This window comes from Zeimonas sediminis, from assembly GCF_023721795.1.
Classification (GTDB): Bacteria; Pseudomonadota; Gammaproteobacteria; order Burkholderiales; family Burkholderiaceae_E; genus Zeimonas; species Zeimonas sediminis.
Window position 1 is genome coordinate 3,008,837 of the sequence record NZ_JAMQYE010000001.1, and the last position, 23,259, is coordinate 3,032,095.

At 70.8% G+C, this 23,259-nt stretch carries 28 protein-coding genes; 20 read left to right on the forward strand and 8 right to left on the reverse strand.

Going from position 1 to position 23,259, the window contains the following annotated elements; translation table 11 throughout:
* Nucleotides 1-76: 76 nt before the first annotated feature.
* From minC to minE, 3 genes are read left to right on the forward strand one after another with little or no spacing between them, the layout of a single operon-like run.
* The gene (minC, locus tag M6I34_RS14190) at nt 77-820 is read left to right on the forward strand and encodes a septum site-determining protein MinC (protein WP_272486332.1); all 744 of its coding nucleotides are present in this window, start codon (nt 77-79) and stop codon (nt 818-820) included.
* Nucleotides 821-845: 25 nt separating this feature from the next.
* Nucleotides 846-1,661, forward strand: coding sequence for a septum site-determining protein MinD (minD, locus tag M6I34_RS14195; protein WP_272486333.1), 816 nt, complete (start codon nt 846-848; stop codon nt 1,659-1,661).
* Nucleotides 1,662-1,665: 4 nt separating this feature from the next.
* The gene (gene minE, locus M6I34_RS14200) at nt 1,666-1,935 is read left to right on the forward strand and encodes a cell division topological specificity factor MinE (protein ID WP_272486334.1); all 270 of its coding nucleotides are present in this window, start codon (nt 1,666-1,668) and stop codon (nt 1,933-1,935) included.
* Nucleotides 1,936-1,937: 2 nt separating this feature from the next.
* Here minE and M6I34_RS14205 read toward each other — a convergent pair whose 3' ends face one another.
* The gene (locus M6I34_RS14205) at nt 1,938-3,452 is read right to left on the reverse strand and encodes a M81 family metallopeptidase (RefSeq protein WP_272486335.1); all 1,515 of its coding nucleotides are present in this window, start codon (nt 3,450-3,452) and stop codon (nt 1,938-1,940) included.
* Nucleotides 3,453-3,479: 27 nt separating this feature from the next.
* Complete coding sequence (locus tag M6I34_RS14210) at nt 3,480-3,731, reverse strand: cysteine-rich CWC family protein (RefSeq protein WP_272486336.1); 252 nt, start codon at nt 3,729-3,731, stop codon at nt 3,480-3,482.
* Nucleotides 3,732-3,849: 118 nt separating this feature from the next.
* Between M6I34_RS14210 and argB the strand changes: the two genes are divergently transcribed.
* From argB to M6I34_RS14230, 4 genes are all read left to right on the forward strand, one after another.
* The gene (gene argB, locus M6I34_RS14215; RefSeq protein ID WP_272486337.1) at nt 3,850-4,755 is read left to right on the forward strand and encodes an acetylglutamate kinase; all 906 of its coding nucleotides are present in this window, start codon (nt 3,850-3,852) and stop codon (nt 4,753-4,755) included.
* A 378-nt stretch (nt 4,756-5,133) separates the two neighbouring features.
* Nucleotides 5,134-5,832, forward strand: a complete 699-nt coding sequence (locus M6I34_RS14220; protein ID WP_272486338.1) for a pyrimidine 5'-nucleotidase — start codon at nt 5,134-5,136, stop codon at nt 5,830-5,832.
* Nucleotides 5,833-5,858: 26 nt separating this feature from the next.
* Nucleotides 5,859-6,479, forward strand: coding sequence for a nucleoid occlusion factor SlmA (gene slmA / locus M6I34_RS14225; protein WP_272486339.1), 621 nt, complete (start codon nt 5,859-5,861; stop codon nt 6,477-6,479).
* 240 nt (nt 6,480-6,719) lie between these two features.
* Nucleotides 6,720-8,189, forward strand: coding sequence for a DEAD/DEAH box helicase (locus tag M6I34_RS14230; RefSeq protein ID WP_272486340.1), 1,470 nt, complete (start codon nt 6,720-6,722; stop codon nt 8,187-8,189).
* Here the strand turns inward: M6I34_RS14230 and recQ are convergent.
* The 4 genes from recQ to gpmA form a co-directional block, all read right to left on the reverse strand.
* Nucleotides 8,158-10,080: a DNA helicase RecQ gene (gene recQ, locus M6I34_RS14235; protein ID WP_272486688.1), complete on the reverse strand. Its 1,923-nt coding sequence runs from the start codon at nt 10,078-10,080 to the stop codon at nt 8,158-8,160. The two genes, M6I34_RS14230 and recQ, sit on opposite strands and share 32 nt — an antisense overlap.
* Nucleotides 10,081-10,082: 2 nt before the next feature.
* A complete protein-coding gene (locus M6I34_RS14240; protein WP_272486341.1) occupies nt 10,083-10,835 on the reverse strand; it encodes a HesA/MoeB/ThiF family protein in 753 nt (250 codons plus the stop codon).
* A 4-nt stretch (nt 10,836-10,839) separates the two neighbouring features.
* Complete coding sequence (locus M6I34_RS14245; protein WP_272486342.1) at nt 10,840-12,264, reverse strand: S41 family peptidase; 1,425 nt, start codon at nt 12,262-12,264, stop codon at nt 10,840-10,842.
* 175 nt (nt 12,265-12,439) lie between these two features.
* Nucleotides 12,440-13,189: a 2,3-diphosphoglycerate-dependent phosphoglycerate mutase gene (gene gpmA, locus M6I34_RS14250; RefSeq protein ID WP_272486343.1), complete on the reverse strand. Its 750-nt coding sequence runs from the start codon at nt 13,187-13,189 to the stop codon at nt 12,440-12,442.
* A gap of 77 nt (nt 13,190-13,266) precedes the next feature.
* On the opposite strand from gpmA, the gene M6I34_RS14255 reads away from it, so the two are divergent.
* Genes M6I34_RS14255 through M6I34_RS14280 form a run of 6 tightly spaced genes read left to right on the forward strand, consistent with a single transcriptional unit; the run spans nt 13,267 to nt 16,516 of the window.
* Nucleotides 13,267-13,668 carry a rhodanese-like domain-containing protein gene (locus tag M6I34_RS14255; protein ID WP_272486344.1) on the forward strand — a complete coding sequence of 134 codons (402 nt, stop codon included), beginning with the start codon at nt 13,267-13,269 and terminating at the stop codon, nt 13,666-13,668.
* A 46-nt stretch (nt 13,669-13,714) separates the two neighbouring features.
* On the forward strand, nt 13,715-13,975 hold the full coding sequence (gene grxC, locus M6I34_RS14260) for a glutaredoxin 3 (protein WP_272486345.1): 261 nt from the start codon (nt 13,715-13,717) through the stop codon (nt 13,973-13,975).
* Nucleotides 13,976-13,997: 22 nt separating this feature from the next.
* Nucleotides 13,998-14,483 (forward strand): protein-export chaperone SecB, encoded by a 486-nt coding sequence (gene secB, locus M6I34_RS14265; RefSeq protein ID WP_272486346.1) that lies wholly within the window; start codon nt 13,998-14,000, stop codon nt 14,481-14,483.
* A 2-nt stretch (nt 14,484-14,485) separates the two neighbouring features.
* A complete protein-coding gene (locus M6I34_RS14270; RefSeq protein WP_272486347.1) occupies nt 14,486-14,935 on the forward strand; it encodes an SH3 domain-containing protein in 450 nt (149 codons plus the stop codon).
* 8 nt (nt 14,936-14,943) lie between these two features.
* Entirely contained in the window at nt 14,944-15,957 is a 1,014-nt protein-coding gene (locus M6I34_RS14275; protein WP_272486348.1) for an NAD(P)H-dependent glycerol-3-phosphate dehydrogenase, read from the forward strand.
* Complete coding sequence (locus tag M6I34_RS14280) at nt 15,950-16,516, forward strand: LOG family protein (RefSeq protein WP_272486349.1); 567 nt, start codon at nt 15,950-15,952, stop codon at nt 16,514-16,516. The genes M6I34_RS14275 and M6I34_RS14280 overlap by 8 nt, the downstream gene beginning before the upstream one ends.
* 3 nt (nt 16,517-16,519) lie before the next feature.
* Here M6I34_RS14280 and M6I34_RS14285 read toward each other — a convergent pair whose 3' ends face one another.
* Both M6I34_RS14285 and M6I34_RS14290 read right to left on the reverse strand, forming a co-directional pair.
* Nucleotides 16,520-16,996 carry a tRNA (cytidine(34)-2'-O)-methyltransferase gene (locus M6I34_RS14285; RefSeq protein ID WP_272486350.1) on the reverse strand — a complete coding sequence of 159 codons (477 nt, stop codon included), beginning with the start codon at nt 16,994-16,996 and terminating at the stop codon, nt 16,520-16,522.
* An 18-nt stretch (nt 16,997-17,014) separates the two neighbouring features.
* A complete protein-coding gene (locus M6I34_RS14290) occupies nt 17,015-17,926 on the reverse strand; it encodes a ComF family protein (RefSeq protein ID WP_272486351.1) in 912 nt (303 codons plus the stop codon).
* 41 nt (nt 17,927-17,967) lie between these two features.
* On the opposite strand from M6I34_RS14290, the gene M6I34_RS14295 reads away from it, so the two are divergent.
* The 7 genes from M6I34_RS14295 to M6I34_RS14325 all read left to right on the forward strand — a co-directional run bounded on the left by M6I34_RS14295 (nt 17,968) and on the right by M6I34_RS14325 (nt 23,250).
* A complete protein-coding gene (locus M6I34_RS14295; RefSeq protein WP_272486352.1) occupies nt 17,968-18,852 on the forward strand; it encodes a methyltransferase domain-containing protein in 885 nt (294 codons plus the stop codon).
* A gap of 157 nt (nt 18,853-19,009) precedes the next feature.
* Nucleotides 19,010-19,453: a DUF2244 domain-containing protein gene (locus tag M6I34_RS14300; protein ID WP_272486353.1), complete on the forward strand. Its 444-nt coding sequence runs from the start codon at nt 19,010-19,012 to the stop codon at nt 19,451-19,453.
* Between the two features lie 25 nt (nt 19,454-19,478).
* A complete protein-coding gene (gene coxB / locus M6I34_RS14305; RefSeq protein ID WP_418953521.1) occupies nt 19,479-20,636 on the forward strand; it encodes a cytochrome c oxidase subunit II in 1,158 nt (385 codons plus the stop codon).
* Nucleotides 20,637-20,703: 67 nt separating this feature from the next.
* Entirely contained in the window at nt 20,704-22,293 is a 1,590-nt protein-coding gene (ctaD, locus tag M6I34_RS14310) for a cytochrome c oxidase subunit I (RefSeq protein WP_272486354.1), read from the forward strand.
* Between the two features lie 33 nt (nt 22,294-22,326).
* Complete coding sequence (locus M6I34_RS14315) at nt 22,327-22,440, forward strand: cytochrome oxidase small assembly protein (RefSeq protein WP_272486355.1); 114 nt, start codon at nt 22,327-22,329, stop codon at nt 22,438-22,440.
* A 1-nt stretch (nt 22,441) separates the two neighbouring features.
* Entirely contained in the window at nt 22,442-23,038 is a 597-nt protein-coding gene (locus tag M6I34_RS14320; protein WP_272486356.1) for a cytochrome c oxidase assembly protein, read from the forward strand.
* Nucleotides 23,038-23,250: a DUF2970 domain-containing protein gene (locus M6I34_RS14325; protein WP_272486357.1), complete on the forward strand. Its 213-nt coding sequence runs from the start codon at nt 23,038-23,040 to the stop codon at nt 23,248-23,250. Before M6I34_RS14320 ends, M6I34_RS14325 begins: the two co-directional genes overlap by 1 nt.
* Nucleotides 23,251-23,259 lie beyond the last annotated feature (9 nt).

Consider the following 23,259-nt stretch of genomic DNA (forward strand, 5'->3'; position numbering starts at 1 on the left):
CCCTGCGGGCATTCTGCGGCGGCCTTCCGGGCATTCGATAGAATGCCCGCTTTGGCAGCCAGCCTCCCCGCCCCCGATGCCAGCCGACACGCCTGCCCGTTCGCGCGCGAGCTTCGATTTCAAGCGCACGACATTCCCGCTGATCTCGCTCGTGCTGCGCACGCCGGACCTGGACGAGCTGCAGCGCGACCTGCAGGCGCGCCTCGGCGAGTCGCCGGACTTCTTCGACCAGGACCTGCTGGTCGTGAACCTCTCCGCGCTGCGCGACGAGGAGTCGCCGATCGATTTTCGCGCGCTCGCGGGCTTGCTCAGGAAGTACCGGGTGCAGCCGATCGGCGTGCACGGCGGAAGCCCCGCGCAGATGCAGGCGGCCTTCGAGGCGGGCTTGGTGGCCACGCCGGAAGTGTCGGCGGCGAGTTCGATGGCGAAGGCCGCGCCGCCGCCCAGGCCGGCGGCCGCGCAGTCGGCGCCGCCCCCGGCCGCAACCGCGACGAAGTCGGTCGTCATCGACAAGCCGTTGCGCTCCGGCCAGCGGGTCTACGCGAAGGGCGCCGACCTGATCGTGCTGGAGCTGGTCAGCTTCGGCGCAGAGGTCTTCGCCGACGGCAACATTCACGTCTACGCGCCGCTGCGCGGCCGGGCGGTGGCCGGCGCGCGCGGCAACGCCGACGCCCGCATCTTCAGCACCTGCCTGGAGCCCCAGCTGGTCGCGATCGCCGGCGTCTACCGCACGATCGAGACCCCGCTGCCGGCCGACGTGGCAGGCAAGCCCGCGCAGGTGCGCCGAGTCGGCGACAGCCTGCTCATCGAACCCCTCTGAAACTCCGGTGACCGAAGGAAACCCCATGACAAGAATCGTCGTCGTGACGTCCGGCAAGGGCGGCGTCGGCAAGACCACGACCAGCGCCAGCTTCGCCTCGGGCCTCGCGCTGCGCGGCTTCAAGACCGCCGTGATCGACTTCGACGTCGGCCTGCGCAACCTCGACCTGATCATGGGCTGCGAGCGCCGCGTGGTCTACGACCTGATCAACGTGATCCACAAGGAAGCCACGCTGAACCAGGCGCTGATCCGCGACAAGCAGTGCGAGAACCTGTTCGTGCTGGCCGCGTCGCAGACCCGCGACAAGGAGGCGCTCACGATGGAGGGCGTCGAGCGGGTGCTCAAGGAGCTCTCCGAGATGGGCTTCGAGTACATCGTGTGCGACTCGCCGGCCGGCATCGAGACCGGCGCGCTCACCGCGATGCACTTCGCCGACGAGGCGCTGGTCGTCACCAACCCCGAGGTCTCCTCGGTGCGCGACTCCGACCGGATCCTCGGCATGCTCGGCTCGAAGACCAAGCGCGCGATCGAGGGCGGCGAGCCGATCAAGGAGCACCTGCTGATCACCCGCTACAACCCGAACCGGGTCGAGGACGGGCAGATGCTGTCGCTCAAGGACATCCAGGACATCCTGCGGATCAAGCTGATCGGCGTGATCCCGGAGTCCGAGACGGTGCTGCAGGCCTCGAACCAGGGCGTGCCGGCGATCCACATGAAGGGCACCGACGTGGCCGAGGCCTACGCCGACGTGATCGCGCGCTTCCTCGGCGAGGACCGCCCGCTGCGCTTCACCGACGCGCAAAAGCCGGGCTTCTTCAAGCGCCTGTTCGGCGGGAGATGACGCGATGTCCTTGCTGTCGTTCTTTCTCGGCGAGAAGAAGAAGTCGGCCCACGTCGCCAAGGAGCGGCTCCAGATCATCCTGGCGCACGAGCGCGCCGGGCGCGGCGAGGGCAGGCCCGACTACCTGCCCCAGCTGCAGCGCGAGCTGGTCGCGGTGATCTCGAAGTACGTGTCGGTGCGTCCCGACGACATCAAGGTCAACTTCGAGCGCCAGGACGACCTGGAGGTTCTCGAGGTGAAGATCGAGCTGCCGGAGCGCGCCGCGGCGCGCTGAGGTCAGAGGGGCGCGGAGTCGGTCGGCTTCGCGTCCTTCTCGAACGGGTACAGCGGCTTCGGCCTGCGCTTGTAGTCGAACAGCGCGATGTCCGAGGCGGTCACGCCCAGCCCCTGGCACTCGACGATCTGCCGGGCGATCGGCTCGAAGCCGGCGCGGAAGTGCTGGCGCGACTTGATCAGCACGTAGCGCTTCTGGCGCGGGTCGATCCCGCAGTGGGTGAACACGCCGAGGTCGAAGGGCTCGGCGCGGCCTTCCGACACCACCACCTGGACCCGGCCGGTGTCCAGCACCGCGGTGCGCCCCATCCGGATTCGCGCGCCGGTGGCCATCGGTCCGGTCACGACGAACTCGCCGTCGGTGATCGCGCGCACCTTGCCCTGCAGCTGCATCGGCCTGCCCTTCAGGTTCAGCGCCGGCATGTCGACGCGCCCGCCGACCTCGATGTTCACGTTCGCGCCGATGCCCGCGTCGATCATCCGGGCCACGGCCTGCGGATCGCAGAAGGGCCCGGCGACCACGTCGTCGAGCTGCTGCCTGACCACCTCCTCGAGCACGCTCATCACGTCCTGCGTGCCGCCCGACGCGGTGTTGTCGCCGTGGTCGACCAGGATGACCGGGCCCTCGGTCATCTGGCGGGCGCGCGCGATCGAGTCGGCCAGCGGCTCGCCGCGGTACATGAAGTCCTCGCGGCGCTCCCAGGCCTGGTCGAGCAGCGCGTCGCGCAGCGCCCGGCCCGCGGCCTCGCCGCCCTCCTTGGCGACGTCGACGACGATGACCGCCGACAGGCCGAGGTGCGGAATGTCGGCCTGCGGGAAGCCCCCGAACACCGAGGCGTTGAGCACCTCGGCGGCGGCTTCGGCGGCGATCGCCCGGTCCATCACGTCCTTCATCGGGTTGCGCGACGGCGTGTGCGACAGCGTGCTGCTCAGGATCGGCCGGCGCCCCCACAGGATGCGCGGCTTCACCTCGCCGGCCATCGCCCGGAGCAGCGTGCGGCCGGCGCGCTCGCCGGTGAGCCGCATGTCCACGTGCGGGTAGGTGCGGTAGCCGGTGATCACGGTGGCGTTGTCGACCATCCGGTTCGTCATCTGCGCGTGGAAGTCGAGCGCGACCGCGATCGGCATGCCGGGCGCGATCGCCCGGATCCGCGCCAGCAGCTCGCCCTCGCCGTCGTCGAGGTGCTCGCAGACCATCGCGCCGTGCAGGTCCAGCATCACCGCGTCGCAGCCCTTGCGGACCGCGTCGAGGATCGCCGCGCTCATCTCCTCGTAGGCGTCGCGGGTCACCAGTCCCGACGGATTGGCGCTGGCGGCCAGCGGCACCGCGAACTCGGCGCCCGCCTCGCGCGCCAGGCCGATGAAGCCGCCGATCGCGTAGTTGGTGTCGGCCAGCTCGGCGATCGCCTGCTCGCCGCGCAGCGGGCCGCCCGGGCCGAAGGAGCCGATCGGCGTGGGCAGCGGCGAGAAGGTGTTGGTCTCGTGAAGCATCGAGGCGATGACGAACTTGCGGGCCATGCGGGGGGTCTCCGGGGGGATTTCGGGTCAGGATGCGGTGTCGGGGCGCGCGGCGATCGCGTCGCCGACGGCGGCGAGGCAGGCCGGGCACAGGCATGACGCGGGCAGCTCCCCGTTCGGCAGGCCGAGCGCCTCGCGCGCGGCGCCCGAAAGGCCGGCGAGCCGCGCCGGGTCGAGCGACGGCAGCGCGGTGCACCAGCATCGGTCGGTGCCGGCGCCGCAGCCGAAGCGCGCGCCGCATCGGAAGCAGCGGGTGTCGGCGTCTGTCGGCTCGGGCATCGTTTCGCGGCGAAGCGGGGGCAGGGAACGGGAGGGGCTCGGTTAAAATCGCGCCCAGAGCCGCAAGCTTAGTCCAATCAACCGCCCGCGCGCGCGGCGCGCCGGCCCGAGGGTTCCAATGAGCGCAGCTTCCGCCGAAACGACCGTCCGGATCTCCCCCGCCCAGCAGGCCGCGATCCTCGCGGAGGCGATGCCCTACATCCGCCGGTTCCACGGCAAGATCGTCGTCGTCAAGTACGGCGGCAACGCGATGACCGACGAGAAGCTCAAGCAGAGCTTCGCGCGCGACGTGGTGCTGCTCAAGCTGGTCGGCCTGAAGCCGGTCGTCGTGCACGGCGGCGGGCCCCAGATCGAGCAGCTGCTCGCCAAGGTCGGCAAGAAGGGCGAGTTCATCCAGGGCATGAGGGTGACTGACGCCGAGACGATGGACATCGTCGAGATGGTGCTGGCGGGGCAGGTCAACAAGGAGATCGTCGAGCTGATCAACACCGCCGGCGGCCGCGCGGTGGGCCTCACCGGGCAGGACGGCGGGCTGATCCGCGCGCGCCGGCTCCGGATCTCGTCGAAGGACAAGCCCGACGAGCAGATCGACATCGGCCAGGTCGGCGAGATCGAGTCGATCGACCCGTCGATCATCGAGACCCTCACCTCCAGCGGCTTCATCCCGGTGATCGCGCCGATCGGCTCGGGCGCCGAGGGCGAGACCTACAACATCAATGCCGACGTGGTGGCCGGCAAGGTCGCCGAGGTGCTGAAGGCCGAAAAGCTGGTGCTGCTGACCAACACGCCCGGCGTGCTCGACAAGAGCGGCAAGCTGCTGACCGGCCTGTCGGCGCGCGAGATCGACGAGCTGTTCGCCGACGGCACGATCTCCGGCGGCATGCTGCCGAAGATCTCGTCGGCGCTCGATGCAGCGCGAGGCGGCGTCAATGCGGTGCACATCATCGACGGCCGCGTCGACCACTGCCTGCTGCTGGAGATCATGACCGACCACGGGGTCGGCACGATGATCCGGAGCCACTAGGCCTCGCGGCAACCGGCTACCAGGGCCGCTCGAAATGTCGGCGCGGGGCGAGGGCGGGGCGGCCGCGTGCCGGCACCCGGTGCTGCGGCCCCGCCTTCGGTGGGGCTTCCCTCGCCCACCTCGGAATTTCGCACCCGCCTCGCAGGGGGCTTCGCCCCGCGGCGAGCGGGTCCCGCGAAATTCCTTTCGGTGGCGCTCGGCTTGCACAGGGCGCCGGCACGCGGCCGCCCCGCCCTCGCCCAGTGGGCGGTCGTGGCCGGCCCTGCCAGCCGGCTGCCGCGAAGCGTGCCGCAGCACCGCGTGCCGAATCCGGGCACTCGGTCCTCGCCCCGTGCCGAAGCATCGACGGTCGCGGACCGTCGGAAGCCGCCAAGCGCGATGAGCACCGTCTGGCTCCTCGACCTCGACAACACGCTGCACGACGCGATGCCGGTCGTGTTTCCGCGCATCAACCTCGCGATGACCGAGTACGTGGCGCGGACGCTGAACCTGCCGCACGAGGAAGCCAGCGAGCTGCGCGTGCACTACTGGCGGCGCTACGGCGCCACGCTGCTCGGCATGGTGCGGCATCACGGCGTGGACCCGCACGACTTCCTGCGCGAGACGCATCCGTTCCCGGACATCCACCGGATCGTGAGGCGCGACCACCGGCTGATGGCGGCGGTGAAGCGGCTCAAGGGGCAGCGGGTGATCGTGACCAACGCGCCGATGCACTATGCGGCGCGGGTGGTCGATGCGCTCGGCATCGGTCCGCTGGTCGACGGCATCGTGACGATCGAGTCGATGAAGTTCGCGGGCCGGATCCAGCCCAAGCCCTCGAAGGCGATGCTGCGGCGGCTGGCCGCGAAGCTCCGGGTGCCGGCGCACCGCTGCGTGCTGGTCGAGGATTCGGTCGAGAACCTCGACAGCGCGCGCGCGGTCGGGATGCGCACCGTGCTGGTCACCGGCATCGGCCACGGGCACCGGCATCCGGCCGCGCGGCCGCGGGCCGGGCTCGGCCGGCGCGTCGACGTTCAAGTACAATCGTTCGAGCACCTGCCGCGCAAGGCTGTCCGGACGCCGCACCGAGCCCGATGAACGATCCGACGACTCCCGAAGCATCGATGCCCGCAGCCCACGCGCAGGACGACGCGCCCGCGCGCCGGCCGCCCCGCCCCAAGCCGGGCGAGCGGCGCCTGCAGATCCTGCAGACCCTCGCCTCGATGCTCCAGGAGCCCGACGGCGAACGGGTGACCACCGCCGCGCTGGCCGGCCGGCTGCAGGTTTCCGAGGCCGCGCTTTACCGGCATTTCGCGAGCAAGGCCCAGATGTTCGAGGGCCTGATCGAGTTCATCGAGTCCACCGTCTTCGGCCTGATCAACCAGATCACCAGCCAGCACGACGACGGCCTGCGCCAGCTGCGCGGCATCCTCGCGATGCTGCTGTCCTTCGCGGAGAAGAATCCCGGCATGACGCGGGTGCTGATCGGCGATGCGCTGGTCACCGAGGACGACCGCCTGCAGGCGCGCATCAACCAGCTGGTCGACCGGATCGAGGCGTCGGTCCGCCAGGCCTTCCGCACGGCGGTCGCGCAGGGTTCGCTGCCTGCCGACACCGATTCGTCGGCACGGGCCGGCATCGTGCTCGCCTACGTGCAGGGCCGCTGGTTGCGGTTCGCGAAGAGCGGTTTCCGCAGGTCCCCCAGCGAGATGTTCGACCAGCAGATCGCGCTGCTGATCGCCTGAGGGCGGGGCGCGCGAACGGGATCGACAGCGGGGGCCGGCTCGCGTATCATTGTGCAATGCATCAAGCGAGGCGATCGAAGCCTCGAGTGCATGGCGGCGTCGACAGCCAGTCTCTGCGTCGCATCTTCCCGGCATCCGCCGGTCTCGAAGTCAATCCCCTGATTCGTCTGCCCGCGACTGGCGTCGCAACCGGATGCGCAAGCGCGCCCCGGTGACCGAGGCCGATGTCGCTGGAGTTCCATGTCCTTTGCTTCCCTTGGCCTTTCCGAGGCCATCGTCCGTGCCGTTTCCGAGCGCGGCTATTCCGAACCCACCCCGATCCAGTTGCAGGCCATCCCGGCGGTGCTGTCCGGCGGCGACCTGCTCGCCGGCGCGCAGACCGGCACCGGCAAGACCGCCGGCTTCGTGCTGCCGATCCTGCAGCGCCTGTCGACCACGCAGCCCCAGCGCCCCGCGCAGGCCGGCAAGCGCCCGATCCGCACGCTGATCCTGACGCCCACCCGCGAGCTCGCGGCGCAGGTCGAGGAGAGCGTGCGCGACTACTCGAAGCACCTGAAGGTCTCGTCGACCACGATCTTCGGCGGCGTCAACATCAATCCGCAGATCGAGCGCCTGCGCCGCGGCGTCGACATCCTGGTCGCCACGCCGGGCCGCCTGCTCGACCACGCGCAGCAGCGCACCGTGGACCTGTCGACGGTCGAGGTCCTGGTCCTCGACGAGGCCGACCGGATGCTCGACATGGGCTTCATCCACGACATCAAGCGCGTGCTGAAGCTGCTGCCACAGAAGCGCCAGAACCTGCTGTTCTCGGCGACCTTCTCCGACGAGATCAAGGCGCTGGCCGACGGCCTGCTCGACAACCCGAAGCTGATCGAGGTTGCCCGGCGCAACACCACGGCCGAGCTCGTCGCGCAGCGCGTGATCGAGGTCGATCGCGGCCGCAAGCGCGAGCTGCTGTCGAAACTGATCCGCGACAACGCGTGGTTCCAGGTGCTGGTGTTCACCCGCACCAAGCACGGCGCGAACCGGCTCGCCGAGCAGCTGGTCAAGGACGGCATCCCGGCGCTCGCGATCCACGGCAACAAGAGCCAGAACGCGCGCACCCGCGCGCTGGCCGAGTTCAAGAGCGGCGAGCTGCAGGCGCTGGTGGCCACCGACATCGCGGCCCGCGGGCTGGACATCGTCGAGCTGCCGCACGTGGTCAACTTCGACCTGCCGAACGTGCCCGAGGACTACGTGCACCGGATCGGCCGCACCGGCCGGGCAGGCGCCACCGGCGAGGCGCTGTCGCTGCTGTCCGCGGACGAGCGGGGCCTGATGCGCGACATCGAGCGGCTGATCAGGAAGCAGCTGCCGCGCGAGCGGATCCCCGGCTTCGAGCCGGATCCGAACGCGCGCAACGAGCCCGAGGTCGACGACCGTCCGCCGCGCCAGCCGCGCGGTGGGCGCGGCGGTGCCAGGCAGGGACAGGGCGGTGCCCGTTCCGGTCAGCCCGTGGCGCGCGGAGCGTCTTCCGGCGCCCGTCCGGCCCAACCCGCGGCGCGCTCGCCGCAGCCGGCCGCCCGTCCGGCCCAGCAGCCCGCCGGCGCCACGCAGGGGCGCACCGGCTTCGGCCCGTCGCCGGCCGGCCGGACCAGCGCGACCTCGCGCGGCTTCGGCGGCAGCAATGCCGCCGGCTTCAGGAGCCGGGCGCCGCGATCAGGTCGATGATCGCCTGACCCCAGGCCTCGAGCTTGCGCTGGCCGACGCCCGACACGGCGGCCAGCGCATCGAGCGAGCCGGGCCGCGCCAGCGCGATCTCGCGCAGCGTGGCGTCGTGGAAGATCACGTAGGGCGGCAACTGGCGCTCCGACGCGACGGTGCGCCGCCATGCCCGCAGCCGCTCGAACAGCGCCTCGGCTGCCGGGTCGAGGCTGGTGTCGCCGCCGGCGGCGCTGCCGCGTTCGCGTTCGAGTCCCGCCGCGCCCGTCCCGCTGGTCGCCTTTCCTTTCGCGCCGCGCCCGCGTCTCGCCGCACGGGCAGCTGGTCGCGGGCGCCGCATTCGCAGCGAGCGCTCGCCGCGCAGCAGCGCCCGGCTCTCGGGCGCGAGCGCCAGGACCTGGTGCCGCGCGTGGTCGACCACGACCAGCCCCTGCGCGATCAGCTGGCGAAGCACCGCGCGCCACTCGGCCTCGCCCAGGTCGGCGCCGATCCCGAAAGTGCTGAGCTTCTCGTGGCCGTACTGCCGGATCTTCGGCCCGTCCTGGCCGCGCAGCACCGCGATCACGTGCTGCGAGCCGAAGCCGAAGCCGGTCGATTCGCGGATCCGCCAGATGCAGGAGAGCAGCTTGCGCGCCGCCTCGGTGGCGTCCCAGGGCTCGGGCGGCTCCAGGCAGTTGTCGCAGTTGCCGCAGGCGGTGCTGGCCTCGCCGAAATAGGCGAGCAGCCGCACGCGCCGGCACTCGATCGTTTCGGCCAGCCCCAGCATCGCGTCGAGCTTGGCGGTCGAGACGCGCTTGTGCGCCTCGTCGCCTTCCGACTGCTCGATGAAGCGGCGCTGCTGCACGACGTCGGCCAGGCCGTAGGCCATCCAGGCCTCGGCGGGCAGGCCGTCGCGGCCGGCGCGGCCGGTCTCCTGGTAGTAGCCCTCGACGCTGCGCGGCATGTCCAGGTGCGCGACGAAGCGCACGTCGGGCTTGTCGATGCCCATGCCGAAGGCGATCGTTGCCACCATCACCAGGCCGTCCTCGCGCAGGAAGCGCGCCTGGTTGGCGGCCCGCGTCGCCGCGTCCATGCCGGCGTGGTAGGGCAGCGCGGGCACGCCGTGGGCCGCCAGCCACTCGGCGGTCTCCTCGACCTTCGCGCGCGAGGCGCAGTAGACGATGCCGGCCTCGCCGGCGTGCGCGCCCTCGACGAACTCGAGCAGCTGCCGGCGCGGCTCGGTCTTTTCGACGATCCGGTAGCGTATGTTCGGGCGATCGAAGCTCGACACGAAGCGGCGCGCGTCGCGCAGCGCCAGCCGCTCGACGATCTCCTCGCGGGTCTGCGCGTCGGCGGTCGCGGTGAGCGCGATCCTCGGCACGCGGGGAAAGCGCTCGTGGAGGATCGCCAGCTGCAGGTACTCGGGGCGGAAATCGTGGCCCCACTGCGACACGCAGTGCGCCTCGTCGATCGCGAACAGCGCGATCCGCGCGCGCTCGAGCAGGGCCAGGCAGCGCTCGGTGACCAGCCGCTCGGGCGCCACGTACAGCAGGTCGAGCTCGCCGGCGGCCACCTGCCGCTCGACCTCGCGCGCTTGGCGCGCGTCGAGCGTGGAGTTCAGGAAGGCCGCGCGCACGCCGAGCTCGCGCAGCGCGTCGACCTGGTCCTGCATCAGCGCGATCAGCGGCGAGACGACGACGCCCACGCCCTCGCGAAGCAGCGCGGGCACCTGGTAGCAGAGGGACTTGCCCGCGCCGGTGGGCATCAGCACCAGCGCGTCGCCGCCGGCGGCGACTTGCTCGACGACGCCGGCCTGCAGCCCGCGGAACGCGTCGTAGCCGAAGACGCGCCCCAGGACCTCGAGCGCACGCTCGGCGAGCGTGCCCTCCGGCGCCTCGCTGCCGGTCGCGGCCAGGCCCACGGTCACCGGCGGTGGCCGCAGACCGGGCAGTCGGGGTCGCGCGGCACGCTGATCGAGTGCCACTGCATCTCGCGCGCGTCGAGCAGCAGCAGCTTGCCGACGAGCGGCGTGCCGAAGCCGCCGGCCAGCTTCAGCGCCTCGGCCGCCTGCATCGTGCCGATGATGCCTGTCAGCGGCGCGAACACGCCCATCGTGGCGCAGCGGACCTCCTCGACGTCCTGGCCCTCGGGAAAGAGGCAGTGATAGCAGGGCGACTCGGGCCGGCGCGGATCGAAGGCCGCGAGCTGACCGTCGAAGCGGATCGCGGCGCCCGACACCAGCGGGACGCCCGCCTCGAAGCAGGCGCGGTTGACCGCATGGCGGGTCGCGAAGTTGTCGCAGCAGTCGAGCACCACCTGCGAGGCGGCCACCGCCTCGCGCAGCGCGTCGCCCTCGAGCCGCTGGCGCAGCGCGACCACCTCGATGCCCGGGTTGATCTCGAGCAGGCTGCGCCGGCCGGACTCGGCCTTGGGCTCGCCGATGCGGTCCTGCCGGTGCAGGATCTGGCGCTGCAGGTTGGTCAGGTCGACCGCGTCGTCGTCGGCCAGCACGATCCGGCCGACCCCGGCCGCGGCCAGGTACATCGACGCCGGCGAGCCGAGACCGCCAGCCCCGACGACCAGCATCGACGACGCGAGCAGGCGCTCCTGCGCCTCGACGCCCATCTCGTCGAGCAGCAGGTGCCGGCTGTAGCGAAGGAGCTGTTCGTCGTTCAAAGGCTTACTTGGCGGCCTTGTCCTGACCGTTCTTCGCGTCGCCGGCCGCCTCGTCCTTCGCCTTGGCGACGACCACCGGCTGGCCCTTCAGGAAGTTCAGCGCCTGCTGCAGCTGGTGGTCCTCGGCCGAGCCGAACTCGACCGGCTTGCGGTCGCGCAGCTTCGGGTCGAGCTCGTCCTGCACGCGCGGCGCGGCGGGCTTCGGCTGCTCGGCCTCGCGGCCGTTGCTCAGGTGCCGGCTCAGGTCGGCCTCGCGCACGCGGAACGCGTTCAGGTCGCCCTCGGGCGTCTCCTCGACCAGGTAGTCGGGCGTGATGCCCTTGGCCTGGATCGAGCGTCCGCTCGGCGTGTAGTAACGGGCCGTGGTCAGCTTGATCGCGGTCGTGTTCGACAGCGGCAGGATCGACTGCACCGAGCCCTTGCCGAAGGTCTGCGTGCCGATCACCACCGCGCGCTTGTGGTCCTGCAGCGCCCCGGCGACGATCTCGGAGGCCGAGGCCGAGCCGCCGTTGACCAGCACCACCATGGGCACCGTGCGGATGGCCGCGGGAAGCCGCTGCAGGACGTCGTCGCGGGTGCCGCGCAGGTAGTCCTCGGGGCTCGCGTAGTACTTTCGGCTCGCGTCCTCGGTTCGCCCGTCGGTGCTGACGACCAGGGTGCGCGGCGGCAGGAAGGCCGCGGACACGCCGACTGCGCCGTGCAGCAGGCCGCCCGGGTCGTTGCGCAGGTCGAGCACGAAGCCCTTGACCGGGCCTTGCTGCCACAGCCTCTCGATGTGGCGCGCCAGGTTCTCGACCGTGTGCTCCTGGAACTGCGTGATCCGGACCCAGGCGTAGCCGGGCTCGACCATCTTCGACTTGACCGACTGAACCCGGATCACGTCGCGGACGATCGGGATCACCAGCGGCTGGGCCTCCCCCTTGCGCGAGATGGTGAGGACGATCTTCGTCTTGGGCTTGCCGCGCATCAGCTTGACCGCCTCGCTGAGCGACATGCCCTTCGTGGGCTTCTCGTCGATCTTGATGATCAGGTCGCCGGCCTTCACGCCGGCGCGGGCGGCGGGCGTGTCCTCGATCGGGGACACCACCTTGACGAAGCCGTCCTCGGTGCCGACCTCGATGCCGAGGCCGCCGAACTCGCCCTGGGTGCCGACCTGCAGTTCCCTGAACGCGTCGGCGTCGAGATAGGCGGAGTGCGGGTCGAGGCCCGACAGCATCCCGCTGATCGCCTCGGTGATCAGCTTCTTGTCCTCGACCGGCTCGACGTAGTTTGCCTTGATCGCGCCGAACACGTCGGTGAACTGGCGCAGTTCGTCGAGCGGCAGCGTGGAGCGCGTCTCGCGCTGGGCGACCGCCGTCAGCCCGAGGCTGACCAGGATGCCTGCGATCGCGCCTGCCGACACCAGGCCGAATGATTTGAGCTTGCCCATCTTCGAGAAATCCTGTGGGGAGCCAGCAGCCCACACGGACGATCCGTGGGGCTCAACCCCTGTCGGGCCAGTATAAACCGCGGCCGTGCCGGAAACGGTGCGAAAACTCGCGCCCCTGCCGGACATTGAGACGGGCGGCGGCGCCACGGCGGCTGGCCGGCCCGGCGCCCGGCCTTCAGCGGGCGCGACCCTGGGCGGCCACCGCGGCCTTGGCGGCCTCGATCTCGGCGGCGTCGCCGAGGTAGTAGTTGCGGATCGGCTTCAGCGAGTCGTCGAGCTCGTAGACGAGCGGCCGGGCGGTGGGGATGTTCAGGTGCACGATCTCGTCGTCGCCGATGCCGTCGAGGTGCTTGACCAGCGCCCTCAGCGAGTTGCCGTGGGCGGCCACGACGACCCGCCGGCCCGAGCGGATCGCCGGCGCGATCGCGTCGTTCCAGAACGGCACCACCCGGGCGACGGTGTCCTTCAGGCACTCGGTGCGCGGGATTTCGTTCGGGGCCAGGCCGGCGTAGCGCGGGTCGCCGTTCGCCTCGCGCGGGTCTCCCGGCGGGAGCGGATCGGGGGCGATCGCGTAGGCCCGGCGCCAGACCAGCACCTGGTCGTCGCCGAACCTGCGCGCGGTCTCGGCCTTGTCCAGCCCCTGCAGCGCGCCGTAGTGGCGCTCGTTGAGGCGCCACGAGTGGACGACCGGCAGCCACATCCGGTCCATCTCGTCGAGCACCGTCCAGAGCGTGCGGATCGCGCGCTTGAGCACCGAGGTGAAGGCCAGGTCGAAGTCGAAGCCCTCGGCCTTCAGCAGCTCGCCGGCGCGCCGCGCCTCGACGAGCCCGTTGGGCGTCAGGTCGACGTCGGTCCAGCCGGTGAACCGGTTCTCGAGGTTCCACTGGCTTTCGCCGTGGCGCAGCAGTACGAGCTTGTGGGTCATGTCCGAGGGGGCAAGGCCGCGGGGGAAAGGGGAAGGCCGCTATTCTATAATTCTGCGTTTCCCAGACGGATCCTGCCGTGGATTTCATCACCGAGAACATCGTCCTGATCGCGATCGCGTTCGCCTCCGGCGCGATGCTGCTGTGGCCGCTGGTCGCCCGCACCACGTCGGGGCCCGCGCTGGACACGCTGGGCGCCACCCGGCTGATCAACGATGCCGACGCGCTCGTCGTCGACGTCCGCACGACGGCGGAGTTCGCGGCGGGGCACCTGCCGCGCGCGGTCAACATCCCGCTGGCCGAGCTGGACAAGCGGGTCGGCGAGCTGCCGGCCGGCAAGCCGGTCATCGTCTGCTGCAACAGCGGCGGCACCTCGGGCCGGGCCACCTCGCTGCTGCGCCGCGCCGGCAGGCAGGACGTCTTCAACCTCGCCGGCGGCCTCCAGGCCTGGCTGCAGGCCGGCCTGCCGGTCGTCAAGTGAACGCAGGGCCGGGCCGATGCGTTCGGCCGGCCGCAAAGGAGCCTGAATGAGCACCAACGTCGTCATGTACACCACCGCGGTGTGCCCGTACTGCCAGCGCGCGGAAATGCTGCTCAAGGCGCGCGGCGTCGACGCGATCGAGAAGATCCGCATCGACCTCGACCCGGCGCGCCGCGACGAGATGATCGAGAAGACCGGCCGGCGCACCGTGCCGCAGATCTTCATCGGCGAGCGCCACGTCGGCGGATTCGACGACCTGGCCGCGCTCGACCGCGAAGGCGGACTGGTTCCGCTGCTGAACAACTGATCCCACGTTCCAAGGACATTTCATGGCCGAGCAGGCGCAAGCCCCCGTCTTCGCGATCCAGCGCATGTACCTGAAGGATCTCTCGCTCGAGATCCCCCACGCGCCGCAGATCTTCCTCGAGTCCAAGCAGCCGACCGTCGAGGTCGGGCTGGACGTGACCGGCCAGCAGGTGGCCGACGGCATCTTCGAGAGCACCGTCACGATCACGGTCACGACCAAGATCGAGGAGAAGGTCGCGTTCCTGGTCGAGGCCAAGCAGGCAGGCATCTTCGAGATCCGCAACCTGCCCGACGACCAGATGCATCTGCTGATGAACGTCGTCTGCCCGAACATCATCTATCCCTACCTGCGCGCGAACATCGCCGACGCGGTCCAGCGCACCGGCTTCCCGCCGATCCACCTCGCAGAGATCAACTTCGAGGCGCTGTACCAGCAGCGGCTGGCGCAGCAGCAGGAAGAAGCGCAGCAGCAGCAGGGCTCCGGCATCATCGTGCCGGGCGCGCACTGACGATGCGCGCGCTGGCGCCCTTCGCCCTGGCGGCGCTGCTGGCGCCGGCGCAGCTCGCGCTGGCGCAGGAATTCCGCGAGGTCGGCGCCGGCGCGGCGGTGTTGTACGACGGCCCCTCGGAGAGGGCCGCCAAGCGCTTCATCGTCGTGCGCGGCACGCCGCTCGAGGTGGTTTCCCAGCTCGGCGCGTGGGTCAAGGTGCGCGACTACGCCGGCGACGTCCTCTGGATCGCTCAGGCCGACCTCGCCGCGCAGTCGCGCAGCGTGGTCGTTTCGCGGGCGCTCGCCTCGGTGCGCCGCTCGCCGCGCGACGTCGGCGAGCTGCTGTTCCAGGCCGAGCGCGGCGTGCTGCTCGAGGTCGTCGACGACTCGGCCCCGGAGGGCTGGCTCAGGGTGCGGCATCGCGACGGCACCGCCGGCTTCGTGAGCGCCGGCGAGGTCTGGGGCCGCTGAGCGCCGCGATGCGGATCGCGGTCTTCGGCGCCGGCGCCTGGGGCACCGCGCTGGCGATACACGCCGCGCGCCGGCACTCGGTCACGCTCTGGACGCGCGACCCGGCGCATGCGCAGGCGATGCTCGCGCAGCGCGCCAACGAACGCTACCTTCCCGGAGCCGCGCTGCCGCCGGCGATCGACGCGACCGCCGACCTCGACCGGGCCTGCGACTGGCTCGGCGAGGGCCCCGACGCGCTCGCGGTGCTCGCCACCTCGGTGGCCGGCATGCGGCCAGTGCTGGGCGCGCTGTCGGGCCGGCTGCGCCCCGGTTCGGCCGGGCTCGTGTGGCTGTGCAAGGGCATCGAGCGCGACACCGGCGCGTTGCCCCACATGATCGCGGCCGAGGCGCTTCCGGGCCACGGCCACGCGGTGCTCTCCGGCCCTTCCTTCGCGCAGGAGGTGGCCGCCGGGCTGCCGGTAGCGCTGACCGTGGCATCGCGGGTCGACTTCCTTCGCCGCGCGGTGCAGCAGGCCCTCCATCATGGCGCGGCGCGCATCTACGGCAGCGACGACGTGGTCGGCGTCGAGCTCGGCGGGGCGCTGAAGAACGTGATGGCGATCGCCGCCGGCGCCTGCGACGGCCTGAAGCTCGGGCACAACGCTCGCGCGGCGCTGATCACGCGCGGGCTCGCCGAGACCGCGCGGCTCGGCGTGGCGCTGGGCGCGCGGGCGAGCACGTTCACCGGGCTGACCGGCCTGGGCGATCTGGTCCTCACCTGCACCGGCGACCTGTCGCGCAACCGCCGGGTCGGCCTGGCGCTCGCCGAGGGCCGTCCGCTGCAGGACATCGTGACGCAACTCGGCCACGTGGCCGAGGGCGTGCCCTGCGCGGCCGCCGCGCTGATGCTGGCCGAGCGCCACCGGGTCGAACTGCCGATCGTGGCCGCGGTGCAGGCGGTGCTCGATGGCCGCCGCACGCCGGCCGACGCGGTGCGCGAGCTGCTGTCGCGCGAGCCCCGCGACGAGGACGAGAATGCCTGAGCCCACAGCGCCGGAAACGGTCCGACCCGCGATCTGCGTCTTCTGCGGAGCCAAGCCCGGCTTCGACCAGAAGTGGGTCGCCGGCGCCCGCGCGACGGGTCGGGCGATCGCCGAGCGCGGCTGGCGGCTCGTCTACGGCGGCGGCCGGGTCGGCCTGATGGGCGAGCTGGCCGACGCGGCGCTCGCGGCCGGCGGCGAGGTGGTCGGCATCATCCCGCAGGCCCTGCTGGCGCGCGAGGTCGGCCATCGCGGCCTGACCCGGCTCGAGGTGGTGCCCGACATGGCGGTGCGAAAGGTCCGGATGGTCGAGATCTCGGACGCCTTCGTGGCGCTGCCCGGCGGGCTCGGCACCCTCGACGAGCTGTTCGAGGTGCTCACGCTGCGCCAGACCCGGTATCACGACAAGCCGATGGGCCTGCTGAACCAGGACGACTACTGGATGCCGCTGCTCGACGCCTGCCGGCGCATGGTCGATGCGGGCTTCGTCGCGGCGCCCGACCTCGACTGCCTGAAGGTCGACGGCCGGATCGACGGCCTGCTCGACTCGCTGCTGGAGTGAGGCTCAGCCCGGCGCCGGCGCGGCGCCTTCGAAGCCGAACTGCCGCCAGGCCTCGAACACGGTGACCGCCACCGCGTTCGAAAGGTTCAGGCTGCGGTTGCCAGGCCGCATCGGCAGCCGCAGCCGGCTTTCAGGCGCGAACCCGGCGAGAAGCGCCTCGGGCAGGCCGCGGGTCTCGCATCCGAAGACCAGCCAGTCGCCGCGCTCGAAGCGGGTCTCGTAGGGGCTGGCCCGGCCGCCGGTCGTCAGAGCGAACATCCGCCCCGGGGCTTCCGAGGCGAGCAGCGCCTCCCACGACGCATGCACCCGGACCCGCGCGTACTCGTGGTAGTCGAGGCCGGCGCGGCGCAGCTTCGCGGCGTCGAGCGAGAAGCCCAGCGGCTCGACCAGGTGCAGCGCCGCGCCGGTGTTGGCGCACAGGCGGATCACGTTGCCGGTGTTCGGCGGGATCTCGGGATTCACCAGGACGACGTTCAGCATGCTCGGGGCCGGTTGGCACTACGATCGTCCCCGCGCCGAGGCGGGGCGGGTCCGCGCCGCGTCGTCGGGGGCGACAGTGTCGCGCAGATCGGCGCCGGGCGCCGGCGTGCGCGCGGCCACGCAGGCGACCACTTGGGTGGCGCCGGCCGCCTTCAGCGCCAGCGCCGCGGCCTGCAGCGTGGCGCCGGTGGTCATCACGTCGTCGACGACGAGCACCGCGGCGCCGGCCGGCAGGCCGCGTGCCGCGAAGGCGTGGGCCAGCGCGCCGCGACGCTGCGAGGCGCCCAGCGACGAGGCCGGCGCGCCCTGGCGCACGCGTTCGAGCAGGCCGCGGCGGGGCCGGGTGCCGAACGCCGCGGCCACCGGCCGCGCCAGCAACAGCGCCTGGTTGAAGCCGCGGCCGGCGAGCCGCGCCGGCGCCATCGGGACCGCGACGATCGCGTCGGGCGGCCGGTCGGAGAACTCGGGCCAGCGCAGGGCGGCGGCGCGGGCCAGCAGGCGGCCGAGCGGCTCCGCCAGCGCGGACCTGCCGCCGAACTTGATCGCCTGGATCAGGTGGTCGAGCGGCGGCGCGTAGTCGGCGAGCACGATCGCGTGCTCGAAGGCAGGCGGTGCGGCGCGGCAGCGCGCGCAGGCCGGGTCCGGGCCGGGACCGCTCGCGCGCTCGCCGCAGGTCGGGCAGCGCGGCACGGCGGTCCCGGGAAGCGCCGCCACGCAGGCCGCGCACCAGCCCCTCGGCGAGGCCTGCCCGGGCGCCGGCAGGCCGGCGGGCAGCGGTCTCTCGCAGGCCGCGCAGATCGCCGGCAGGAGCCAGTCGAGAACGAGCGTGGAGCCGCGGCGCAGCGCGTCGGCGGCGCCCGCGAGCCGGCCGGAGGGCGGCGGGCGGTGGGCAAACGGGCGGGCCGGGGGGCTGCGGGTCGGTCCTTCCATGACCCGCATTGAACCGCAGTCGCGGCATATACTGCGCCGCGATGGCCCATCCCGACGACCTAGACCCGAAGGCCGTGCGGCGGCAGTTCGCGCGCCGCGCCGGCAACCTGCACCGCGCGGATTTCCTGCTGCGCGAAGCCGAGCGGCGCCTGCTCGACAGGCTCGAGATCGTCCGCCTGCGCCCCGCCTCGATCCTCGATGTCGGCTGCGGGCTCGGTCACGGTCTCGCGGCGCTCTCGCAGCGCTACCCCGAGGCCGCGGTGCGCGGCTGCGACCTGGCCTGGCAGGTCGCCGCGCAGGCCCGGCGCAGGCTGGTGCCCGAGGCGCGCGGCCTGCTCGCCCGGCTGCGGCGCGGTGCGGCCAGGCCGGTCGCCTCGGTCTTCGCGGCCGATGCCCAGGCGCTGCCGCTGCCCGACTCGAGCGTCGACCTGATCTGGTCGAACCTGGCCTTCCACTGGTTCGCCGAGCCGGCGCGGGCGGTCGACGAATGGCACCGCGTGATCCGTCCCGAGGGCCTGCTCACCTTCACCGTGCTGGGCGTCGACAGCCTGGCTGAGCTGCGGGCCGCCGGCGCGCGGATGATGCGATTTCCGGACATGCACGATATCGGCGACCTGCTGGCCGGCGCCGGCTTCGCCGAGCCGGTGATGGACGTGGAGCGCATCGCGCTGACCTACCGCGATCCGGCCGCGATGCTCGCCGACGCGCGCGCGCTCGGCGGCAACGCGCTGACCGGGCGATTCCGCGGCCTGCTCGGGCGGGGCCATCGGCGCGAGTGGCTCGCGGCGCTGGAGCGCGGCCGCGGCGCCGACGGCATGCTGCGGCTGACCGTGGAACTGATCTTCGGCCATGCCTGGTGCCCGGCGAAGAAGAGGCTGCCGCGCGGGCTCGCGCGGGTCGAGTTCCTGCCGAAGCGCAAGCATTGAATTCCCGGTCGATTTGCTGGCTCGCGCCGGCGCCGCCTATAATCGTTGAGTTGAAGCAAATCCGCTTCGGAAAGACGCCGGTCCGCTACGAACGGCGCCAGTTCGCATGCAGTACCGGTGGAGCTACGCGGCAGACGATGACCGACACCAATGGGTGATGAAGCGCAATTGCGCGCTGTCGCCCGGGCAGCTCGGTTGCTGGTTCGGTTCGCTGGCGGCGGTCTCATTGCTGCTGGCAACGTTCTTCGCGGCCAAGGGTGCCTGGCTGGTCGTCCCGTTCACGCTGATCGAGATCGCCGCGCTGGGAGCGGCTTTCGTCTGGTGGAGCAGGCACGCGACCGACTACGAGCGCATCGTCGTCGGGGCGGACATGCTGTGCATCGAGACTTCGAGCGGGGAGCGCCTGCGCAGGGTCGAGCGTCGGCCGGCGTGGGTGAGGGTGGAATACGGCGGTGCGCGGCGCGATCCGATCCGGATCGTGTCGTCGGGCGAGGCGATCGAGATCGGGGGGCTGGTTCCCGAGGATCGCCGCGCTGCACTGGCGAGGGAGTTGAGAGGCGCGCTCGCGTCGCATCGCGCGGCCGGCGGCGTCCAGGGTTGACGAAGAACGACTACGGATGGGCAGCATGAAACTGAAGCGTGCGGCGGGCGCACTGGCGGCGGCGGTTCTGGGCGGGTGGCTCTCGGTGGCCAACGCGGTGGGCGACATGCCGGGCGGGCCCAAGGTCAACGGCCTCAACCTGCAGGATCCGGTCACCAAGATCGCCGCGGACCAGCACTGGATCCACTGGTTCCTGATCTGGATCTGCGTCGGCATCTTCATCGTCGTGTTCGGCGTGATGTTCTACTCGGTGTGGGCGCACCGGAAGTCCAAGGGCCACAAGCCCGCGAGCTTCCACGAGAGCACCGCGGTCGAGGTCGCCTGGACCATCGTTCCCTTCCTGATCGTGGTCGCGATGGCGATCCCGGCCACCCGCATGGTCGTCGAGCAGAAGGACACCTCGAACGCCGACATCACGGTCAAGGTCACCGGGTACCAGTGGAAGTGGGGTTACGACTACCTGAAGGGCGAGGGCGAGGGCATCTCGTTCCTGTCCACGCTGTCCACGCCGCGCGCCCAGATCGAGGGCCGCGAGGAGAAGTCGGTCACCTACCTGATGGAGGTCGACAACCCGATGGTCGTGCCGGTCGGCCAGAAGGTCCGGGTCGTGCTCACCGCCAACGACGTCATCCACTCCTGGATGGTCCCGGCCTTCGGCGTCAAGCAGGACGCGATCCCCGGCTTCGTGCGCGATACCTGGTTCCGGGCCGAGAAGGTCGGCGTGTACCGTGGCCAGTGCGCCGAGCTCTGCGGAAAGGACCACGCCTTCATGCCGATCGTCGTCGAGGTCAAGTCGAAGGAAGACTACGCGAAGTGGGTCGACGAGCAGAAGAAGGCGATGCTCGCGAAGATGGACGACCCGAACAAGGAGTGGGCCCAGCCCGACCTGATGGCCCGAGGCGAGAAGGTCTACCAGGCCAACTGCGTGGCCTGCCACCAAGCCAACGGCAAGGGCGTGCCGCCCGCGTTCCCGGCGCTCGAGGGCTCCAAGCTGGTGCTCGGCCCGCAGGCGCCGCAGGTCGACATCGTGCTGAACGGCAAGCAGGGCACCGCGATGGCCTCGTTCAAGCAGCTGTCCGACGTCGAGATCGCGGCGGTCATCACCTACACCCGCAACGCCTGGGGCAACAAGGCCGAGGACGGCATCGTGCAGCCGTCGGAAGTGAAGGCCGCCCGCAAGTGATCCGGATGCAACGCAAGTCCGGACAGCACACCGAAGGAATGCAGAGAGTTCGCAGGAGCCAAGGCAAATGAGCGCAGTACTCGACCATCACGGCGACCACGCCCACGACCACGCGCACGACCACCCCACGGGCTGGCGCCGCTGGGTCTTCGCCACCAACCACAAGGACATCGGCACGCTGTACCTGTGGTTCTCGCTCGCGATGTTCTTCGTGGGCGGCATCAACGCGCTGCTGCTGCGCTCCGAGCTGTTCCAGCCGGGCCTCCAGGTCATGCAGCCGGAGTTCTTCAATCAGCTCACCACGATGCACGGGCTGATCATGGTGTTCGGCGCGATCATGCCGGCCTTCGTCGGTTTCGCGAACTGGCAGCTGCCGATGATGGTCGGCGCTTCCGACATGGCCTTCGCGCGGATGAACAACTTCAGCTTCTGGCTGCTGCCGCCGGCGGCGCTGTTGCTGGTGGTCTCGTACTTCGTGCCGGGCGGCGCCACCGCCGCCGGCTGGACCCTGTACGCGCCGCTGTCCACCCAGATGGGCCCGGGCATGGACCTCGCGATCTTCGCGGTCCACATCCTCGGCGCCTCGTCGATCATGGGCTCGATCAACATCATCACGACCATCCTGAACATGCGCGCGCCGGGCATGTCGCTGATGAAGATGCCGATGTTCGCCTGGACCTGGCTGATCACCGCCTACCTGCTGATCGCGGTCATGCCGGTGCTCGCGGGCGCGATCACGATGCTGCTCACCGATCGGCATTTCGGCACCGCGTTCTTCAACGCGGCCGCCGGCGGCGACCCGGTCATGTACCAGCACATCTTCTGGTTCTTCGGGCACCCCGAGGTCTACATCATGATCCTGCCGGCCTTCGGCATCGTGAGCGAGATCATCCCGGCCTTCGCCCGCAAGAAGCTGTTCGGCTACAGCTCGATGGTCTACGCGACCGCGTCGATCGCCATCCTGTCCTTCATCGTGTGGGCGCACCACATGTTCACCACCGGCATGCCGGTGACCGGCCAGCTGTTCTTCATGTACGCGACGATGCTGATCGCGGTGCCCACGGGCGTGAAGATCTTCAACTGGGTGGCCACGATGTGGAAGGGCTCGATGACCTTCGAGACCCCGATGCTGTTCGCGATCGGCTTCATCTTCGTGTTCACGATGGGCGGCTTCACCGGCGTGATCCTGGCCGTGGCCCCGCTCGACATCCAGCTGCACGACACCTACTACGTGGTGGCCCACTTCCACTACGTGCTGGTCGCGGGCTCGCTGTTCGCGCTGTTCGCCGGCGCCTATTACTGGCTGCCCAAGTGGACCGGCCACATGTACGACGAGAAGCTCGGCAAGGCGCACTTCTGGCTGTCGCTGATCACCTTCAACATCACCTTCTTCCCGATGCACTTCCTCGGTCTGGCCGGCATGCCGCGCCGCTATGCCGACTACCCGATGCAGTTCGCCGACTTCAACGCGCTGGTCACCGTGGGGGCCTTCGGCTTCGGCCTCTCGCAGCTGATCTTCGTGTGGGCCGTCGTCAAGTGCATCAAGGGCGGCGAGAAGGCGGCCGACAAGCCCTGGGAGGGCGCCGAGGGCCTCGAGTGGACGCTGCCGTCGCCCGCGCCGTGGCACTCGTTCGAGACGCCGCCGGTCGTCAAGTGACGCTTGCCCGCTGACAGGAGCGAGAGGAACACGATGAGCGGCCCGGACAAGTCCAGGAACCTGCGCACCGCGCTGATCCTGCTGTCGATCGCCCTCGTGTTCTTCCTCGGCGTCATCGTCAATCGCTGGCTGTTCGGAAACGGCTGACATGTCGGAATCGCCCCGAGAGCAAGAGCCCGGACACCTGCAGAACCTGCGGATGTTCGGCAAGCTGATCGTCGTCACCGCGGTGATGTTCGGGTTCGGCTTCGCGCTCGTGCCGCTTTACGAGAAGATCTGCGAGGTCACCGGGATCAACCAGCTGACCAAGCGCGACCGCGGCGCGGCGGAATTCGCCCGCAACACCCAGGTCGACACGAGCCGGAAGATCTCGGTGGTCTTCGACGCGAACGGACGGGGCGCCTGGCAGTTCCGCCCCGAGACCAATGCGCTCGAGGTCCATCCCGGCGAGCTGGTCACGGTGGTCTACGACCTGGTCAACACCAAGGACGTGCCGACGGCCGGCCAGGCGATCCCGAGCTACCTGCCGCAGGTTTCGGCGCAGTACTTCCACAAGCTGGAATGCTTCTGCTTCGAGCAGCAGGAGCTCGCAAGCGGCGAGACCCGCAAGTTCCCGGTCGTGTTCGTCGTCGATCCCAAGCTTCCGAAAGACGTGCACACGATCACGCTGTCGTACACGTTCTTCGAGGTCGCCGGCAAGGGCGCGTCTGCCGCGCCGGCGGCCAGCGGCGAGCGAGGGAGCTGATGGCCGGGCTTCAGGAAGCCAGTCGCCGCAGGGGGTCCTTCCTGGACACCGTCAAGGCGATCGGCTGGGCGTTCTTCGGAGTGCGCGGCGGGCGCGAGCACGAACGGGACATCTCCCGGCTCAACCCGCTGCATGTCATCATCGTTGGGGTGGTCCTGGCAGCGATCTTCGTGGTCTCGCTGGTGCTGATCGCCAACTGGGTCGTGGGCTGACGCACGAAA

Coding starts and splice junctions, on each gene's coding strand:
- gpmA (WP_272486343.1), bottom strand. CDS start 13,189: ATGACCCACAAGCTCGTACTGCTGCGCCACGGCGAAAGCCAGTGGAAC.
- slmA (WP_272486339.1), top strand. CDS start 5,859: ATGCCCGCAGCCCACGCGCAGGACGACGCGCCCGCGCGCCGGCCGCCC.
- M6I34_RS14300 (WP_272486353.1), top strand. CDS start 19,010: ATGAAGCGCAATTGCGCGCTGTCGCCCGGGCAGCTCGGTTGCTGGTTC.
- M6I34_RS14315 (WP_272486355.1), top strand. CDS start 22,327: ATGAGCGGCCCGGACAAGTCCAGGAACCTGCGCACCGCGCTGATCCTG.
- M6I34_RS14320 (WP_272486356.1), top strand. CDS start 22,442: ATGTCGGAATCGCCCCGAGAGCAAGAGCCCGGACACCTGCAGAACCTG.
- secB (WP_272486346.1), top strand. CDS start 13,998: ATGGCCGAGCAGGCGCAAGCCCCCGTCTTCGCGATCCAGCGCATGTAC.
- M6I34_RS14245 (WP_272486342.1), bottom strand. CDS start 12,264: ATGGGCAAGCTCAAATCATTCGGCCTGGTGTCGGCAGGCGCGATCGCA.
- M6I34_RS14295 (WP_272486352.1), top strand. CDS start 17,968: ATGGCCCATCCCGACGACCTAGACCCGAAGGCCGTGCGGCGGCAGTTC.
- M6I34_RS14210 (WP_272486336.1), bottom strand. CDS start 3,731: ATGCCCGAGCCGACAGACGCCGACACCCGCTGCTTCCGATGCGGCGCG.
- M6I34_RS14280 (WP_272486349.1), top strand. CDS start 15,950: ATGCCTGAGCCCACAGCGCCGGAAACGGTCCGACCCGCGATCTGCGTC.
- minC (WP_272486332.1), top strand. CDS start 77: ATGCCAGCCGACACGCCTGCCCGTTCGCGCGCGAGCTTCGATTTCAAG.
- coxB (WP_418953521.1), top strand. CDS start 19,479: ATGAAACTGAAGCGTGCGGCGGGCGCACTGGCGGCGGCGGTTCTGGGC.
- M6I34_RS14230 (WP_272486340.1), top strand. CDS start 6,720: ATGTCCTTTGCTTCCCTTGGCCTTTCCGAGGCCATCGTCCGTGCCGTT.
- M6I34_RS14270 (WP_272486347.1), top strand. CDS start 14,486: ATGCGCGCGCTGGCGCCCTTCGCCCTGGCGGCGCTGCTGGCGCCGGCG.
- minD (WP_272486333.1), top strand. CDS start 846: ATGACAAGAATCGTCGTCGTGACGTCCGGCAAGGGCGGCGTCGGCAAG.
- ctaD (WP_272486354.1), top strand. CDS start 20,704: ATGAGCGCAGTACTCGACCATCACGGCGACCACGCCCACGACCACGCG.
- M6I34_RS14325 (WP_272486357.1), top strand. CDS start 23,038: ATGGCCGGGCTTCAGGAAGCCAGTCGCCGCAGGGGGTCCTTCCTGGAC.
- minE (WP_272486334.1), top strand. CDS start 1,666: ATGTCCTTGCTGTCGTTCTTTCTCGGCGAGAAGAAGAAGTCGGCCCAC.
- M6I34_RS14285 (WP_272486350.1), bottom strand. CDS start 16,996: ATGCTGAACGTCGTCCTGGTGAATCCCGAGATCCCGCCGAACACCGGC.
- M6I34_RS14205 (WP_272486335.1), bottom strand. CDS start 3,452: ATGGCCCGCAAGTTCGTCATCGCCTCGATGCTTCACGAGACCAACACC.
- M6I34_RS14290 (WP_272486351.1), bottom strand. CDS start 17,926: ATGGAAGGACCGACCCGCAGCCCCCCGGCCCGCCCGTTTGCCCACCGC.
- grxC (WP_272486345.1), top strand. CDS start 13,715: ATGAGCACCAACGTCGTCATGTACACCACCGCGGTGTGCCCGTACTGC.
- M6I34_RS14220 (WP_272486338.1), top strand. CDS start 5,134: ATGAGCACCGTCTGGCTCCTCGACCTCGACAACACGCTGCACGACGCG.
- M6I34_RS14275 (WP_272486348.1), top strand. CDS start 14,944: ATGCGGATCGCGGTCTTCGGCGCCGGCGCCTGGGGCACCGCGCTGGCG.
- argB (WP_272486337.1), top strand. CDS start 3,850: ATGAGCGCAGCTTCCGCCGAAACGACCGTCCGGATCTCCCCCGCCCAG.